This is a genomic window from Pseudomonas sp. Rh2, from assembly GCF_040762985.1.
Taxonomy (GTDB): domain Bacteria; phylum Pseudomonadota; class Gammaproteobacteria; order Pseudomonadales; family Pseudomonadaceae; genus Aquipseudomonas; species Aquipseudomonas taiwanensis.
In genome coordinates this window covers 1,844,419-1,860,177 of sequence record NZ_CP142890.1, presented here as the reverse complement: position 1 = coordinate 1,860,177, position 15,759 = coordinate 1,844,419, and the positions used below count along the sequence as shown (strand labels likewise).

The following is a 15,759-nucleotide window of genomic DNA, read 5'->3' as shown; positions in this document are numbered from 1 at the left end:
CGATCAGCCCGGACCTGCTCAAGATCAAGCCCCAACCCGCTTGAACCGCTATGCTTAAGACATGCCCCAAAGCACAAGGATTGCTGTCCATGTCCCCCTTCCTGTCCCTGTTCGTCCCTGTCTTCCTGTTCCTGATGCTGCTGACCATCGGCTTCAGCCTGCGCGAGCGCAACATCGGTGTACTGATGATGTGGATCGGCACCCTTGGCATCTTCGGCCTCACCTGCTGGAAGATCCTGGAGCAACTGCCGTCATAAACCTCTACACTCGGTCAATCGTTTGACCTGAGGTAGATTTACCGGTGCCTGCCCTCCTGCGTTGCCTGACCTTCCTGCTGTTTCTGTTCATCACCCCGGTCCAGGCCGCTGGGCTTCCCGGCCTGCTGGGTTCGAGCGCGAGCGCGCAACCCGAAGCCAGCGAACCTTTGGCCAAGTCGCTGGACGAGGTCATCAAGAACCTGGAGAACGACCAGCAGCGGGCCAAACTGCTGGCCGACCTGAAAAAACTGCGCGATGCCACGAAACAGTCGCAACCCACCGTGGAACAAGGCGTGCTGGGGCTGATTGGCGGTGCGCTGCACGATCTGGAAAAGCAGTTCAGCGGCGATGCCAGCCCGTTCAATCGCTGGTCCCAGGAGATCGACCAGGCCCAGGCCGAGCTGACGGCACTGATGGTGCCGGTGCACCAGTGGCCCGCCATCCTGTTTGGCTTTGCCGCCGTCATCGCGGTGTGGAGCCTGCTGGCCTATGCCTTCAACTGGATTGGCCACCGCGTGCGCGTGCGCTTTGGCCTGACCGAGGAACTGCCCCACCACCCGCGCACCTGGGACCTGGTGCGTTTTGCCTTGCGCAAACTCGGACCTTGGCTGGTCGCGTTGATCTTCACCGTCTACCTGAGCTTTGCCCTGCCCCCCTCGCTGGGCAAGTCGATGGCCATGGTCCTGGCCTACGCACTGGTGGTAGGCACCTGTTTCTCGGCCATCTGCGTCATCGCCTTTTCGCTGCTCGACGGCCCGCACCGCCACCGCGCGCTGCACATCCTGCGTCACCAGGCCTTCCGCCCGCTGTGGCTGATCGGCAGTTTCGCCGCGTTCGGCGAGGCGATGAGCGACCCTCGCCTGACCGCCGCCCTGGGCAGCCACCTGGCCCACGCCCTGGCGACCTTGGCCAACGTGATCGCGGCATTGTGCACCGGGCTGTTCATCCTGCGCTTCCGACGCCCGATCGCCCACCTGATCCGTAACCAACCGCTGTCCCGGCGCCTGACCCGGCGCACCCTCAGCGATACCATCGAGATCCTCGGCAGCTTCTGGTTCATCCCGGCGCTGATCCTGGTGGCCATTTCGCTGTTCGCCACCTTCGTCTCGGCCGGCGACACCAGCACTGCCTTGCGCCAGTCGCTGATGTGCACCGTACTGGTGGTGGTATGCATGGTGCTCAACGGCCTGGTGCGCCGCCACGCGGCCAACCCGAAACGCGCCAACAAACGCCAGGCCGTCTACACCGAGCGACTGCGCAATTTCGGCTATGCCCTGGTGCATCTGTTCATCTGGCTGCTGTTCATCGAGCTGGGCCTTCGGGTGTGGGGCCTGTCGATGATCGGGTTCGCCGAGGGCGAGGGCCACGAGGTCAGCCTGCGCTTGCTGGGCCTGGCCGGTACGCTGATTGCCGCCTGGCTGGTCTGGATCCTGGCCGATACCGCCGTGCACCACGCGCTGGTACGCTCGCGCCGGGGCATGGCCAACGCCCGTGCACAAACCATGATGCCACTGATCCGCAACGTGATGTTCGTGGCCATTTTCATCATCGCGGTGATCGTGGCCCTGGCCAACATGGGCATGAACGTCACCCCGCTGCTGGCCGGTGCCGGTGTGATTGGCCTGGCCATCGGTTTTGGCGCCCAATCGCTGGTGGCCGACCTGATCACCGGGTTGTTCATCATCATCGAGGACTCGCTGGCCATCGATGACTACGTGGACGTCGGCGGGCACCTGGGCACCGTGGAAGGCCTGACCATCCGCACCGTGCGCCTACGGGACATCGACGGCATCGTGCACACCATTCCCTTCAGTGAGATCAAGAGCATCAAGAACTACTCGCGGGAGTTCGGCTATGCGATTTTCCGTGTGGCCATTCCCCACAGCATGAACATCGACCAGGCCATCAGCTTGATCCGCGAGGTAGGCCAGAAGCTGCGCAACGACCCGCTGATGCGCCGTAACATCTGGTCGCCGCTGGAGTTGCAGGGTGTCGAGAGCTTCGAGTCTGGCTCGGCGATTCTGCGGGCGCGGTTCAAGACCGCGCCGATCAAGCAGTGGGAAGTGTCGCGGGCATTCAACCTGGCGTTGAAACGGCAACTGGACGAGGCGGGGCTGGACCTGGCGACGCCGCGGCTGTCGGTACAGGTGGTGACGGCAGGCGGGGGTGGCGTCAGCGAGGCCAGCGCTTCCAGTTAGGGCCTGTTCGCGGGTAAACCCGCGAAAGGGCCACTGCCTACCCCGCCTGCGCCCGAATGCGAATCGCATCGTGGCGCCAATACTCCAGGTCACAGTCGATCAGGTGCCCATGCTGGTCACTGTTGACCCGGGTGATGTGCAGCCCCGGGCTGCCCGCGGACACTTTCAGCGCGCTGGCCGCATCCACTGGCAAGGCCGTTGGCAAGATCTCGAAGCAGACCTGCCCATAGCGGATCCCGTATACCCGCCCGTAGATTTCAGTGAGCGACTGGGCCAGGTCCTGCTCGAGGATATCGGGGAAGTACTTGGGGTTGAGGTAATGCTCGGCATACAGCACCGCACGCCCATCGATGCGCCGCAAACGGCAGATGCGCACCACACTGGACAACGCTGGCAAGCGCAAGCGGGCGCAGATGGCGGCCGATGCGGGCTGCAAGCGTGCCGACAACAACTGGGTTCGCGGCTCTCTGCCCTGCTCCCGCACCATGGCGTGGAAGTGGCTGCGTTCGATCAGGTCGTAGGTCAGTCGTTCCGGGGCGACGAACCAGCCGCGCCGCTCTTCCCGGTAGATCAGCCCCTGGGCTTCGAGCTGCACCAAGGCCTCGCGCAGGGTGATGCGGGTGGTGGCAAACACCTCGCTGAGCTTGCGTTCCGCCGGCAGCTTGCCACCCGGCGCCAGCAGGCCGTGCTCGATCTGCTCCTGCAGGGCGTGACAGATGGCTGTTACCGCACGCGGTGGCGTCGACTGCATCAAATGGTTACCTATCTGGACTAGTCCAGCCCCATAACAGGGCATCTGGAGAATAGTGCAAGCCTAGGCAGGGCTGATGAACATCCTGTGACAAAGGCTTTGACAGCGCGTTGCCAGATCCGGGCCAAGCCAGCAAATTCAGGGCCGCCATCTGGTCTACGCTGTAGTTCCAGGAAGCCACGCCAGCCCAAACCGGCCTTCCCCAACATCAAACTGTCACGCAAGCAGCCTACCTTGGCTCAAGGTTTGCTGACCTAGACCAACGGTCCTCAAGCACAGGTTTCACTCATAACAACGATCGATTAGGCACTCACCCAAGGAGCTTCGGATGAAAAAGTTCTTCATGGCGTCACTGCTCGGTTCGGCCATCGCGTTTTGCACCTCGGCCATGGCCGCGGACCTCAAGGCCCTGGAAGAGGCCGCCCGCAAGGAAGGCACCGTCAACAGCGTGGGCATGCCCGATGCCTGGGCCAACTGGAAAGGCACCTGGGAAGACCTGGCCAGCAAGTACGGTCTCAAGCACAGCGACACCGACATGAGCTCGGCCCAGGAAATCGCCAAGTTCGAAGCCGAAAAGGACAACGCCAGCGCCGACATTGGTGACGTCGGGGCCGCCTTCGGCCCCATCGCCGCCACCAAGGGCGTAACCCAACCCTACAAACCAAGCACCTGGGACCAGGTACCGGAGTGGGCCAAGGACAAGGACGGCCACTGGGCCCTGGCCTATACCGGCACCATCGCGTTCATCATCAACAAGGACCTGGTGAAGGAAGGCGAACGCCCAACCTCCTGGCATGACCTGGAAAAAGGCAAGTACAAGGTCGCCATCGGCGACGTCGGTACCGCGGCCCAAGCGGCCAACGGCGTGCTGGCTGCGGCGATTGCCTTCAAAGGCGACGAGAGCAATCTGGCCCCGGGCCTGCAACTGTTCACCAAGCTGGCCCAGCAGAAACGCCTGTCGCTGGCCAACCCGACCATCCAGACCCTGGAGAAGGGCGAGGTGGAAGTGGGCGTGGTATGGGACTTCAATGGTCTGAGCTACCGCGAGCAGATCGACCCCAAGCGTTTCGAAGTGCTGATCCCGTCCGATGGCTCGGTGATTTCCGGCTACACCACGATCATCAACAAGTACGCCAAGCACCCCAACGCCGCCAAGCTGGCGCGTGAATACATCTTCAGCGATGCCGGGCAGATCAACCTGGCCAAGGGCCATGCACGGCCGATCCGTGCCGAGCACCTGAAGCTGCCGGAAGATGTGCAGGCCAAGTTGCTGCCGAACGAGCAGTACAAGGCGGCCCAGCCAATCAAGAACGCCGAGGCCTGGGAGGCGACTTCAAAGAAACTGCCGCAGATGTGGCAGGAACAAGTGATCATCGAGATGGAGTGAGGCACTCGCTGTCTGGGGCCGCTATGCGGCCCGTCGCGACGCACGGCCGCGCCCACAGGTCGTTGCGTCGCCCCAGCGGACGACGGGAAGCCTGTGGGAGCGGCGATCGGAGGGCATGGTCCTCCCCGGTCCCTTGCCTGGAGTGTTGAATGAACCACAACGTCATACTGGTCTTGCTCGACGGCCTCAACCATCAGGTGGCCTACCATGCCATGGGTCACCTGCATGCCTACGTCGAAGCCGACCGCGCCGCGCTGTACCGCGTGGAATGCGAGTTGCCCTCGCTGTCGCGGCCGTTGTACGAGTGCATCCTCACCGGTGTTCCGCCCATCGAGAGCGGCATCGTGCACAACAATGTCAACCGGCTGTCCAACCAGCGCAGTGTGTTCCACTATGCCCGCGAGGCGGGACTGGGCACGGCGGCGGCGGCCTACCACTGGATAAGCGAGCTGTACAACCGTTCGCCGTTCGACCCGCTGCGCGACCGCCACACCCATGCGCCGAAGCTGCCGATCCAGCACGGCCTGTTCTACTGGGCCGACCATTACCCTGACTCGCACCTGCTGGCCGACGCCGAGTACCTGCGCCGCCGCCATGCGCCCAACTTCCTGCTGGTGCACCCGATGAACATCGACGACGCCGGCCACCGCCATGGCCTGGACAGCAGCCAGTACCGTAACGCTGCCCGCTCGGCCGATATCCTGCTCGCCGACTACTTGCCACGCTGGCTCGAAGAGGGCTACCAGGTCGTGGTCACCGCCGACCACGGCATGAACAACGACCGCTCGCACAATGGCCTGCTGGCCGAGGAACGCGAAGTGCCGCTGTTCGTCTTCGGCGAAGCCTTCAGCCTCGACCCGGCGGCCAAGCCGCTGCAGACCGAGCTGTGCGGAACCCTCTGCGAACTGTTGGGTGCCCCCCACGACAAACCCGTGTGCCGGGAGCTTCTCAAGTGAATGCCAGCCATCGCGGCCGTTACCTGGCCCTGCTCTGCCTACTGCCGTTCGCCGTGTTCTTCATCGTGTTCCAGATCGCCCCGCTGGGCTGGGTCGCCCTCAACAGCGTGCAATCGGAAGCCGGCTGGGGGCTGGAGAATTTCAGCAAAGTGTTCGCGTCGAAGTTCTACCTGCAAGCATTGCAGCGCAGCCTGGAAATCAGCTTCTGGTCGAGCCTGTTCGGCATCGTTGTCGCTACACTCGGTGCCTACTCGCTGCGCCAGGTGGACTCGCGCCTGCGCGACTTCGTCAGCGCGTTCGCCAACATGACCAGCAACTTCGCCGGGGTACCCCTGGCCTTCGCCTTCATCATCCTGCTCGGCTTCAACGGTGCGCTGACACTGCTGCTCAAGCAGGTCGGGTTGCTCGAGGACTTCAGCATCTATTCCAAGAGCGGCCTGATCCTGGTGTACACCTACTTCCAGATCCCGCTGGGCGTATTGCTGCTCTACCCCGCCTTCGACGCCCTGCGCGAGGACTGGCGCGAATCGGCCGCGTTGCTCGGCGCCAGCCACTGGCAGTACTGGCGACACATCGGCCTGCCAGTGCTGACCCCGGCACTGCTGGGCACCTTCGTCATTCTGCTGGCCAACGCCCTGGGCGCCTACGCCACGGTCTACGCCCTGACCACCGGCAACTTCAACGTGCTGCCGATCCGCATCGCGGCGCTGGTGGCCGGTGACATCACCCTCGACCCGAACCTGGCCAGTGCCCTGGCGATGGTGCTGGTGGGGCTGATGACCCTTGTGACCGTGGTCCATCAATGGCTGCTGAAAAGGAGCTACCATGCGCGATGAATCTGCCCGCGGCAGCCTCTACCACCGCGTCGTGGTGTACCTGCTGTTTCTCATCCTGCTGCTGCCGCTGGCCGGCACCCTGCTCTACTCGCTGGCCACCAGCTGGTCGGCCAGCCTGCTGCCCAGTGGCCTGACCTTGAAGTGGTACGTAGCGCTGTGGAGCGAACCGCGTTTCCTGGCCGCCTTCGGCCAGTCGCTGCTGGTGTGCATCGGTGCGCTGGTGCTGTCGGTGGTGCTGATCCTGCCGCTGCTGTTCGTGGTGCATTACCACTTCCCCAAGCTCGACGCGCTGATGAACATCCTCATCCTGCTGCCGTTCGCGGTGCCGCCGGTGGTGTCTTCGGTGGGGCTGCTGCAGCTGTATGGCAGCGGGCCGATGGCGATGGTCGGCACGCCGTGGATCCTGATCGGTTGCTACTTCACCATCGCCCTGCCCTTCATGTACCGGGCCATCACCAACAACCTGCAGGCCATCAACCTGCGCGACCTGATGGACGCCGCGCAACTGCTGGGTGCCAGTACCTGGCAGGCGGCGTTCCTGGTAGTACTGCCGAACCTGCGCAAAGGCCTGATGGTGGCGCTGCTGCTGTCGTTTTCGTTCCTGTTCGGCGAATTCGTGTTCGCCAACCTGCTGGTGGGCACGCGCTACGAGACCTTGCAGGTATACCTGAACAACATGCGCAACAGCAGCGGCCATTTCAACAGCGCGCTGGTGATCTCGTACTTCGCCTTCGTGCTGGTACTGACTTGGGTCGCCAACCGACTGAACAAGGACAAAACCTGACATGAGCTTCGTCAGCGTACAGAAACTGCACAAAAGCTACGCCGGCAGCCCGGTGTTCCACGACATCGACTGCCAGATCGAACGTGGCGAGTTCGTCACCCTGCTCGGTCCGTCCGGATGCGGTAAGTCCACCCTGCTGCGCTGCATTGCCGGGCTGACCCCGGTGGACAGCGGCAAGATCCTGCTCGATGGCCAGGACCTGGTGCCCTTGAGCCCGCAGAAGCGCGGGATCGGCATGGTGTTCCAGAGCTATGCGTTGTTCCCCAACATGACCGTGGAGCAGAATGTCGCCTTCGGCCTGCGTATCCAGAAGGTCCGCGCCGAAGAAAGCCAGGCTCGGGTGCGCGAAGCCCTGGAGCTGGTGGAGCTGGGCAGTTTCGCCGGGCGCTACCCGCACCAGCTTTCCGGTGGTCAGTGCCAGCGTGTGGCCCTGGCCCGCTCGCTGGTGACCCGGCCGCGCCTGTTGCTGCTGGACGAACCGCTGTCGGCGCTCGATGCGCGCATCCGCAAGCACCTGCGCGAGCAGATCCGCGCCATCCAGCGTGAACTGGGGCTGACGACGATTTTCGTCACTCACGACCAGGAGGAAGCGTTGACGATGTCTGACCGCATCTTCCTGATGAACCAGGGGCGCATCGTCCAGAGCGGCGATGCCGAGACCCTCTACACCGCGCCGGTGGACCTGTTCGCCGCCGGCTTCATTGGCAATTACAACCTGCTGGACGCCGACAGCGCCAGCCGCCTGCTGCAGCGCCCGGTGAACAGCCGCCTGGCGATCCGTCCGGAGTCCATCACCCTGGGCACAGATGGCGATCTGGACGGCGAGGTACGCAGCCACAGCCTGCTCGGCAATGTGATCCGCTACCGGGTCCAGGTACGCGATGTGGAGCTGGTGGTGGACGTGCTCAATCGTTCGTCGGCGGATCTGCATGCCGACGGCCAGCGTGTTTCGCTGTCGATCGACCCCACGGCGCTGCGCGAAGTGGCCTAGGAGATTACCGCTATGGCATTGGCAATTTTCGATCTGGACGAAACCCTCATCCACGGCGACTGTGCGTCGCTATGGAGCGAGCAGATGGCCCGCCTCGGCTGGGTCGACGGCACGTCGTTCCTCAAGCGCGACCATGAACTGATGGAGGCTTACGGCAAAGGCCACCTGGCGATGGAGGACTACATGGCCTTCAGCCTGGAGCCGATTGCCGGACGCACCCTGGAAGAGGTCGAGCACCTGGTCGAGCCTTGGGTCGAGGACGTGATCGAGCCGATCATCTTCGGCGATGCGTGCCGCTGCATTGCCGAGCACCGCAAGCGTGGCGACCGTATTCTCATCATCTCCGCCTCGGGCACCCATCTGGTCGGGCCGATTGCGGCGCGGCTGGGGGTAGACGAATACCTGGCGATCGAACTGGAGGCGGTGAACGGGGTGTATACCGGCAAGACCCATGGGGTGCTGACCTACCGCGAGGGCAAGATCACGCGGCTGCTGGAGTGGCTGGACCAGGAGCAGGAGAATCTTGAAGGAGCGACGTTCTATTCAGACTCGCGCAACGATTTGCCGCTGCTGCTGAAGGTGGACTACCCGCACGTGGTGAACCCGGACTCGGTATTGCGGGAGCATGCCCAGACCAATGGCTGGCCGGTACTGAGCTGGGCCTGAAGCGCCAGGTGAGCTGTACCAGCTTCCTCGCGGTGGAACCCGCTCCCACAGGGACCGCAGTTTATCCTGTGGGAGCGGGCTTACCCACGAAAGGGCAGAGCCTGCTTAGGCCAGGCTTGGGTCGATCACCATGACCAGCTTGCCCGATACCTGGTTGCTCTCAAGCTCGGCATAGGCCGCCTGGGCAAACTCCACGGGGTAGGTGTCGACCAGTTGCGGCGACAACCGTTTTTCGGCAAACAGCGGCCACACCTGCTGTTGCAGCTCACGCAGCAGCTCGGCCTTGAAGCCATCGTCCCGGTTACGCAGCGTGGAACCGGTGATCTGCAGACGCTTGCCCAGCACCAATGCCAGGTCGAACTCGACCTTGCGCCCGCCCATCAGGCCAATGATCACCCATCGACCATCGCGGGCCAGCAGCTTCTGGTTCAACTCCCCATAGCTGGCGCCCACCGGGTCGAGGATCACATCGAACGGCCCGAAGCCTTCCAGGTCTTCCAGGTTCGCGTTGCGCACGACGCCACCTGCAGCGCCCAGCGCCTGGCAATAGGCCAGGCGGTCCTGGGAGCCAACGCTGACCCAGACAGGGTTGCCGAACGCCTTGCCCAACTGGATTGCCGCCGAACCCACACCACTGGCCCCGGCGTGCACCAGCACCTTCTCACCGGCCTTGGCCGCACCGAGCTGGAAGATGTTCAGCCAGGCCGTGGCGTACACCTCGGGTAGGGCCGCCGCCTCATGCAGGCTCAGGCCCTCGGGTACCGGCAGCACATGGCGGGCATCGACCACCACTTCCTCGGCCATCGCACCACTGGCCAACAGCGCGCAGACCCGGTCACCGATGCGCCAGTCGGCGCCGGCACCCACTTCCTCGATCACACCCGAGCACTCCAGGCCCATGTAGGGGCTGGCGCCTGGCGGTGGCGGGTAAAGACCTTTCATTTGCAGCAAATCGGCTCGATTCAGCCCCGCAGCGGCCACGCGAATACGTACCTGACCGGCGTCACAGGTCGGGCGCTGCGCCTCGACCCAGGCCACATGTCCGTCAACGCCTTGCAATGCCTTCACAGTGCCTCCATAGTTGAATCATATGACTGAGCCTGGGCAAGCATTTCCCAGGCTTTTTGCAGTATGCGTCCGGCTCTGATGGAACCGGCGAACGGAAAAGACGGCCTACTATGCGTGATCAATTGCCTCCACGTCGAATCAGCATGAAGCATTTCCTTCCAAGCACCGCCCTGGCCCTGATGATTGGCCTGGGTAGCCTTACGCTCGGCGGCAATGCGGCGGCCGCCAACAAGTGGGACAGCCTGCAGCCGGACCGCGACGAAATCGTCGCCAGCCTCAACGTGGTGGAGCTGCTCAAGCGGCACCATTACAGCAAACCGCCACTGGACGATGCCCGCTCGGTCATCATCTATGACAGCTACATCAAGCTGCTGGACCCTGCGCGCAGCTACTTCACCGCGGCCGATATTGCCGAATTCGACAAATGGAAAACGCAATTCGACGATTTCCTCAAGAGCGGCAACCTCGACCCAGGCTTCACCATCTACAAGCGTTACCTGGACCGCGTGAAACAGCGTCTGGACTTCGCCCTGGCCGAACTGGCCAAAGGTGTCGACAAGATGGACTTCACTGCCAACGAATCCTTGCTGGTCGATCGCAAGGATGCACCGTGGCTGAAGAACCAGGCCGAGCTCGATGACCTGTGGCGCAAGCGCGTGAAAGACGAAGTGCTGCGCCAGAAAATCGCCGGCAAGGATCCCAAGCAGATCCAGGAAACCTTGACCAAGCGTTACAAGAACCAGTTGGCGCGTCTGGATCAGACCCGTGCCGAAGATATCTTCCAGGCCTACATCAATACGTTCGCCCAGTCCTACGACCCGCATACCAACTACCTGTCGCCGGACAACGCGGAGAACTTCGACATCAACATGAGCCTGTCGCTCGAAGGCATCGGTGCGGTACTGCAAAGCGACAACGACCAGGTCAAGATCGTGCGCCTGGTACCGGCTGGCCCCGCGGCCAAGACCAAGCAGGTGGCCCCGGCCGACAAGATCATCGGCGTAGCACAGGGCAACAAGGAAATGGTCGACGTGGTCGGCTGGCGCCTGGACGAAGTGGTCAAGCTGATCCGTGGCCCGAAAGGCTCGGTGGTGCGCCTGGAGATCATCCCGGCCAGCAACGCGCCTAACGACCAGACCAGCAAGATCGTTTCGATCACCCGCGAGGCGGTCAAGCTCGAGGAGCAGGCGGCGAAGAAGTCGGTGCTCAAGCTCAAGCAGGACGGTCGTGAGTACAAACTGGGCATCATCGAGATCCCAGCGTTCTACCTGGACTTCAAGGCCTACCGCGCAGGCGACCCCGAGTACAAGAGCACCACGCGCGACGTGAAGAAACTGCTCACCGAACTGCAGAAAGAGAAAGTCGACGGCGTGGTCATCGACCTGCGCAACAACGGCGGTGGCTCGTTGCAGGAAGCCACCGAGCTGACCAGCCTGTTCATCGAGAAAGGCCCGACCGTGCTGGTGCGTAACAGTGACGGCCGCGTCGATGTGCTCGAGGACGAGAACCCAGGTGCCTTCTACAAAGGCCCGCTGGCGCTGCTGGTCAACCGGCTGTCGGCCTCGGCCTCGGAGATTTTCGCCGGCGCCATGCAGGACTACCACCGTGCGCTGATCATCGGCGGCCAGACCTTCGGCAAAGGCACCGTACAGACCATCCAGCCGCTCAACCATGGCGAGCTCAAGCTGACCCTGGCCAAGTTCTACCGGGTTTCCGGGCAGAGCACCCAGCACCAGGGCGTGCTGCCGGACATCGACTACCCGTCGATCATCGACACCAAGGAAATCGGCGAGAGCGCCCTGCCCGAGGCTATGCCGTGGGACACCATCCGTCCGGTGGTCAGGCCTGCTGCCGACCCGTTCAAGCCGTTCCTGTCCCAGCTCAAGGCGCAGCATGAAGCACGCAGCGCCAAGGATGCGGAGTTCACCTATATCCGTGACCGCCTGGCGCTGACCCAGAAGCTGATGAACGAGAAAACCGTCAGCCTCAACGAGCAGACACGCCGTGCCCGCCACGACGAGATCGAGGGCAAGCAACTGGCGCTGGAGAACATCCGCCGCAAGGCCAAGGGTGAGGAACCGCTCAAGGAGCTGAAGAAAGAGGATGAAGACGCCCTGCCGGCCGAGGAGGAGAACACCAAGCCGGAGGATGACGCCTACCTGTCCGAAACCGGTCGCATCCTGCTCGACTACCTGAGCCTGAGCTCGGCGGTGGCCAAGCACTGAGGGAACGATGCGGTAATGGCAGAATAATGCGACCTGTCATTAAACAGTCATCGGGTTGTCGTGAAATAAGAGGGCCGGGCGTGAAAACGTCCGGCCCTTTCACTTTCAGGAAACCGTCATGACCGTCGCCGAACAGCTCAGTGCCTTGAGCGCCATCTTGGCTCATCGCAGTATTCACAGCCTGTTCCAGCCGATCATCAGCCCCAACGATGGACGCATTTTCGGTCACGAGGCCTTGAGCCGTGGCCCGTCCAACAGCCCGCTGCATTCGCCCCTTAACCTGTTCACCATCGCCCGCCAGGCAGGCCGCCTGACCGAGTTGGAAGCCACCTGCCGGGAAAGCGCCTGCCGCCGCTTCAGCGAGCAGAACCTTGAAGGCAAGTTGTTCCTGAACATCTCGCCGGAGTCACTGCTTGAACCGCACTACCCGTCCGGCCGTACCCTCAAGCTGCTGGAACAGCTGGGGCTGTCGCCCAGCCGGGTCGTGATCGAGTTGACCGAGCAAACGCCCACCGATGACTTCCAGCTGCTGTTCAATGCACTGCACCATTACCGCGACATGGGCTTTTCCATTGCCCTGGACGACCTCGGGGCCGGTTATTCGAGCCTGCGGTTGTGGTCGGAACTGCGCCCGGACTACGTCAAGATCGACCGCCATTTCATCGACGGTATCCACTGCGACCCGCTAAAGCGCGAATTCGTCGGTTCGATTCTGCAAATCGCCCGCGCCTCGAAGGCGCAGGTGATCGCCGAGGGTATAGAACTGGCCGAAGAGCTGGCGGTGTTGATGGAGATGGGGGTGGACCTGGTGCAGGGGTATCTGTTGGGGAGACCGCTGGAGTTTGGGATGAAGGACAACCTGCCGGTGCCCTTGCACACGCGCCCGAGCGAACGCCCCAGCGTGAGCCTGAATGCGACGGTTGGGCAGATGCTCGATGCGTTCCGCCGCCATGCCCACCTTGAAACACTGGCGGTGCTCGATGGGGATGGCAAACCCTGCGGCCAGATTCATCGCAGTGTGATGTCGGTACCGACGATAGCGCCAGTACCGATACCTCACGCCTCTTCGGGGTAAGCGTACTCGAACACCCGAACCACCTCCGAGGCATGCCAGGAGGCTGCCTCCATCCCATCTACCGGTCCGGAAAACCGCCCCAGGCGCTCGACGCATTCGAAGAACCCGGTACGCGGCAGTCGGCTGGCACCCTGGCTGATCACCAGCGAGCTGCGCAGCGGCTGCTCGGCGCGAGCATCCAGCACGGCCAGGTACTCGAGCGCGGCGGTCAGTGTCTGCATGGCCGGGCTGGGCAATTGCAGGCGCTCGATCAGGGCGCGGTAGGTGAGCAAGTGGCGCTGTCGTCGGGCCAGGTCAAGCTCGCTCAGCAGGTGATCCCAATTCTGGCGGCTGATCCTGACCTGACTCATGATGGCTCGCTCCAGCCGGCCACCCCCAGATGCCAGGCCAGAGCGCGGCGAATCGCAGCGTCTGGCTGGCGCTCTCCCGACTCGATCATGGCCAGATACGCCGGACTGACGCCGACATTACGGGCCAACTGCTCAGGTGCCAGGCCCTTGGCCTGGCGCAACTGGGCAACCTCACTGAAATCCGGCAGCCTGGCGCTCGGTTTGTCGTCCTCGCTGGCTGCGACGCTGGCGACCGCTGGCGCCTGCCCGGCGGCCTTGAGCAGCGCCTGATACTGCTCCCATGGAACGACTGCGTACTCGGGCTGACCGTCCCGGCTGATAACCTGAATACCCATTACAACCCCCTCACGTAGGATTACGGCATGTAATCCGTAGGCATAATCCTTATGCCAATTATATTACCAAGCTTGGGAGTCTGTGCAGATCAGGTTGATTTCAGTGCTTATTCCGTTCTAGGCGCAGCGCTTGCGGGGTATCTGGCAAGCGTTCGAGCACCCTCAGGCGCTCGGGTGACTGGCTGTCACGCCAGGCCTTGAAGCGTGCCAGCTCATCGGCCACGGTCTTGAGCACCCAGCCCAGCACGGCGATGTCGTCGAGAAAACCCACGCCCAGCAGCCAGTCCGGAATGGCATCGATAGGGCTGACGAAGTACAGCAGCCCCGCCACCACCGTGACCAAAGCCCTGGGACTGATAGCGCGATACTCGCCGCGCCACCAGGCCAGGCACAGCGACTGCAAGAGTTTGACGTCCTCACGCAATTGCCCCAGGCGCGGCCCCTTCCGGGCCACGGCGAACAGCAGCGCAGGTAACCGGCCACGGCTGAGCAGGCGCTCGGCCAGGGGCAGGAAACGGGCGAAATTCCAAGGTGCGCTCATGGAGCCTCCAACAGCGAATGGGTTATCCACATTTATTGTGGATAACCTTGTGAACAGGGCGAAGTTTCCGACGTCAGGTGCCCATGAGGCAAGGGCGGCACTCAGATCGGGCGTTTTTTACACAGTCGTTTCAGATCCGCAAACGATTTGCGTCAGACGCATCCCACTTCGTTCCCTCGCCTTTGCTCGGACCGTTCACCCGGCACGAGGTTCGCCCCCACTCAAACGAAAACGCCCCGTCAGGACGGGGCGTTGTTCGTAGCGCGAAGGCTCTTACTTGGCAGGCTCTTCAGCCGGAGCTTCCGGAGCCTCGCCTTGCGGCTGGTTCTGGTCCTTGATGCCGAGCAGTTCGAGGTCGAACACCAGCACCGAGTTGGCCGGGATCAGCGGGCTCGGGCTCTGTGCGCCGTAAGCCAGCTCAGCCGGGATGAACAGCTTGTACTTCTCGCCGACGTGCATCAGCTGCAAGCCTTCGACCCAACCTGGGATCACGCCGCTGACCGGCAGATCGATGGGGCTGCCACGCTCGACGGAGCTGTCGAACACCTTGCCGTCGATCAGCTTGCCTTCGTAGTGGACAGTAACCACATCGGTCGGCTTGGGCTGCGGGCCATCGGCTTTCTTGACCACTTCGTACTGCAGGCCGGAAGCGGTGGTGATTACGCCTGGCTTCTTGCCGTTCTCTTCGAGGAATTTCTTGCCAGCGGAGGCAGCTTCTTCACTGGCCTTGGCCAGGCGCTCTTCGGCGCGCTTCTGCAGCGCGGTGAAGGCTTCTACCAGCTCTTCGTCCTTGATGCGCTGCTCTTTCTTGCCGACGGCGTCTTCGATGCCGAGGGCAACGGCTTTCGAATCAAGGTCTTCCATGCCTTCCTGAGCCAGGCTCTTGCCCATGTTCAGGCCGATACCGTAGGAGGCTTTTTGTGCCGGAGTCTTCAGCTCGGGCGTGCTGGCCTGCTGGTCGCAGCCAGCCAGTACCAGGCCTACCAGGGCAACCGCAGCCGCCAGACGATGTTGTTTCATGCTATTTCCTTGTTCATGCGCCATGAGGGCAATCAGGGTAAAGCCGCGAGCTTAGCAGGCGGCCATGACCAATGGCTACCGGCATAAGAGCGGGTTTGGCCTTGGAAGTTCAGTGATTAAAAACATCTTCATCATGGGGGTGCGGTAAATGGCCAGTATTGACCCGTTGCACCGGTTCTGCCGGATTTTTATGGCGATATGTTTCCAGGGTTTCCGAGAGTGCTCGTCATCGGATCTGTAAGAGGGTTTGGTGCATCCGGATAACCGTAGGAGCGAGCGTTGCTCGCGATGCGCCGCCCCGGCGGCGCTCGATCTCAAT

At 62.7% G+C, this 15,759-nt stretch carries 16 protein-coding genes; 10 read left to right on the top strand and 6 right to left on the bottom strand.

Annotated elements, in window-relative coordinates:
• Positions 1 to 89: 89 nt before the first annotated feature.
• Positions 90 to 257 (top strand): hypothetical protein, encoded by a 168-nt coding sequence (locus VXM67_RS08420; RefSeq protein WP_023379228.1) that lies wholly within the window; start codon positions 90 to 92, stop codon positions 255 to 257.
• A gap of 44 nt (positions 258 to 301) precedes the next feature.
• Positions 302 to 2,455 (top strand): mechanosensitive ion channel domain-containing protein, encoded by a 2,154-nt coding sequence (locus VXM67_RS08415; RefSeq protein WP_023379227.1) that lies wholly within the window; start codon positions 302 to 304, stop codon positions 2,453 to 2,455.
• Between the two features lie 37 nt (positions 2,456 to 2,492).
• On the opposite strand, the gene VXM67_RS08410 is transcribed toward VXM67_RS08415, so the two are convergent.
• Positions 2,493 to 3,206 carry a UTRA domain-containing protein gene (locus VXM67_RS08410; RefSeq protein ID WP_202675940.1) on the bottom strand — a complete coding sequence of 238 codons (714 nt, stop codon included), beginning with the start codon at positions 3,204 to 3,206 and terminating at the stop codon, positions 2,493 to 2,495.
• Positions 3,207 to 3,534: 328 nt separating this feature from the next.
• Between VXM67_RS08410 and VXM67_RS08405 the strand changes: the two genes are divergently transcribed.
• From VXM67_RS08405 to VXM67_RS08380, 6 genes are all read left to right on the top strand, one after another.
• Entirely contained in the window at positions 3,535 to 4,593 is a 1,059-nt protein-coding gene (locus tag VXM67_RS08405) for an ABC transporter substrate-binding protein (RefSeq protein WP_367237595.1), read from the top strand.
• Positions 4,594 to 4,742: 149 nt separating this feature from the next.
• Positions 4,743 to 5,549, top strand: a complete 807-nt coding sequence (locus VXM67_RS08400; RefSeq protein ID WP_023379224.1) for an alkaline phosphatase family protein — start codon at positions 4,743 to 4,745, stop codon at positions 5,547 to 5,549.
• On the top strand, positions 5,546 to 6,385 hold the full coding sequence (locus VXM67_RS08395) for an ABC transporter permease subunit (RefSeq protein ID WP_277686917.1): 840 nt from the start codon (positions 5,546 to 5,548) through the stop codon (positions 6,383 to 6,385). The genes VXM67_RS08400 and VXM67_RS08395 overlap by 4 nt, the downstream gene beginning before the upstream one ends.
• Positions 6,375 to 7,169 carry an ABC transporter permease gene (locus tag VXM67_RS08390; RefSeq protein WP_367237594.1) on the top strand — a complete coding sequence of 265 codons (795 nt, stop codon included), beginning with the start codon at positions 6,375 to 6,377 and terminating at the stop codon, positions 7,167 to 7,169. Before VXM67_RS08395 ends, VXM67_RS08390 begins: the two co-directional genes overlap by 11 nt.
• A 1-nt stretch (position 7,170) precedes the next feature.
• Positions 7,171 to 8,160 carry an ABC transporter ATP-binding protein gene (locus VXM67_RS08385; protein WP_023379220.1) on the top strand — a complete coding sequence of 330 codons (990 nt, stop codon included), beginning with the start codon at positions 7,171 to 7,173 and terminating at the stop codon, positions 8,158 to 8,160.
• 12 nt (positions 8,161 to 8,172) lie between these two features.
• On the top strand, positions 8,173 to 8,826 hold the full coding sequence (locus VXM67_RS08380; RefSeq protein ID WP_023379219.1) for an HAD family phosphatase: 654 nt from the start codon (positions 8,173 to 8,175) through the stop codon (positions 8,824 to 8,826).
• A gap of 105 nt (positions 8,827 to 8,931) precedes the next feature.
• Here the strand turns inward: VXM67_RS08380 and VXM67_RS08375 are convergent, their stop codons facing one another.
• Complete coding sequence (locus VXM67_RS08375) at positions 8,932 to 9,894, bottom strand: NAD(P)H-quinone oxidoreductase (RefSeq protein ID WP_023379218.1); 963 nt, start codon at positions 9,892 to 9,894, stop codon at positions 8,932 to 8,934.
• 143 nt (positions 9,895 to 10,037) lie between these two features.
• Between VXM67_RS08375 and VXM67_RS08370 the strand changes: the two genes are divergently transcribed.
• Positions 10,038 to 12,119 carry a carboxy terminal-processing peptidase gene (locus VXM67_RS08370; protein ID WP_023379217.1) on the top strand — a complete coding sequence of 694 codons (2,082 nt, stop codon included), beginning with the start codon at positions 10,038 to 10,040 and terminating at the stop codon, positions 12,117 to 12,119.
• Between the two features lie 118 nt (positions 12,120 to 12,237).
• Positions 12,238 to 13,194 carry an EAL domain-containing protein gene (locus VXM67_RS08365; RefSeq protein WP_027906888.1) on the top strand — a complete coding sequence of 319 codons (957 nt, stop codon included), beginning with the start codon at positions 12,238 to 12,240 and terminating at the stop codon, positions 13,192 to 13,194.
• Here the strand turns inward: VXM67_RS08365 and VXM67_RS08360 are convergent.
• The 4 genes from VXM67_RS08360 to VXM67_RS08345 all read right to left on the bottom strand — a co-directional run bounded on the left by VXM67_RS08360 (position 13,176) and on the right by VXM67_RS08345 (position 15,440).
• Positions 13,176 to 13,544, bottom strand: coding sequence for a hypothetical protein (locus VXM67_RS08360; protein ID WP_023379212.1), 369 nt, complete (start codon positions 13,542 to 13,544; stop codon positions 13,176 to 13,178). The two genes, VXM67_RS08365 and VXM67_RS08360, sit on opposite strands and share 19 nt — an antisense overlap.
• A complete protein-coding gene (locus VXM67_RS08355; RefSeq protein WP_023379211.1) occupies positions 13,541 to 13,879 on the bottom strand; it encodes a helix-turn-helix transcriptional regulator in 339 nt (112 codons plus the stop codon). The genes VXM67_RS08360 and VXM67_RS08355 overlap by 4 nt, the downstream gene beginning before the upstream one ends.
• A 100-nt stretch (positions 13,880 to 13,979) precedes the next feature.
• Complete coding sequence (locus tag VXM67_RS08350; RefSeq protein WP_023379210.1) at positions 13,980 to 14,420, bottom strand: YkvA family protein; 441 nt, start codon at positions 14,418 to 14,420, stop codon at positions 13,980 to 13,982.
• Positions 14,421 to 14,693: 273 nt separating this feature from the next.
• On the bottom strand, positions 14,694 to 15,440 hold the full coding sequence (locus VXM67_RS08345; RefSeq protein ID WP_023379209.1) for an FKBP-type peptidyl-prolyl cis-trans isomerase: 747 nt from the start codon (positions 15,438 to 15,440) through the stop codon (positions 14,694 to 14,696).
• Positions 15,441 to 15,759 lie beyond the last annotated feature (319 nt).

Coding starts and splice junctions, on each gene's coding strand:
- VXM67_RS08420 (WP_023379228.1), top strand. CDS start 90: ATGTCCCCCTTCCTGTCCCTGTTCGTCCCTGTCTTCCTGTTCCTGATG.
- VXM67_RS08410 (WP_202675940.1), bottom strand. CDS start 3,206: ATGCAGTCGACGCCACCGCGTGCGGTAACAGCCATCTGTCACGCCCTG.
- VXM67_RS08405 (WP_367237595.1), top strand. CDS start 3,535: ATGAAAAAGTTCTTCATGGCGTCACTGCTCGGTTCGGCCATCGCGTTT.
- VXM67_RS08400 (WP_023379224.1), top strand. CDS start 4,743: ATGAACCACAACGTCATACTGGTCTTGCTCGACGGCCTCAACCATCAG.
- VXM67_RS08390 (WP_367237594.1), top strand. CDS start 6,375: ATGCGCGATGAATCTGCCCGCGGCAGCCTCTACCACCGCGTCGTGGTG.
- VXM67_RS08385 (WP_023379220.1), top strand. CDS start 7,171: ATGAGCTTCGTCAGCGTACAGAAACTGCACAAAAGCTACGCCGGCAGC.
- VXM67_RS08380 (WP_023379219.1), top strand. CDS start 8,173: ATGGCATTGGCAATTTTCGATCTGGACGAAACCCTCATCCACGGCGAC.
- VXM67_RS08370 (WP_023379217.1), top strand. CDS start 10,038: ATGAAGCATTTCCTTCCAAGCACCGCCCTGGCCCTGATGATTGGCCTG.
- VXM67_RS08365 (WP_027906888.1), top strand. CDS start 12,238: ATGACCGTCGCCGAACAGCTCAGTGCCTTGAGCGCCATCTTGGCTCAT.
- VXM67_RS08360 (WP_023379212.1), bottom strand. CDS start 13,544: ATGAGTCAGGTCAGGATCAGCCGCCAGAATTGGGATCACCTGCTGAGC.
- VXM67_RS08355 (WP_023379211.1), bottom strand. CDS start 13,879: ATGGGTATTCAGGTTATCAGCCGGGACGGTCAGCCCGAGTACGCAGTC.
- VXM67_RS08350 (WP_023379210.1), bottom strand. CDS start 14,420: ATGAGCGCACCTTGGAATTTCGCCCGTTTCCTGCCCCTGGCCGAGCGC.
- VXM67_RS08345 (WP_023379209.1), bottom strand. CDS start 15,440: ATGAAACAACATCGTCTGGCGGCTGCGGTTGCCCTGGTAGGCCTGGTA.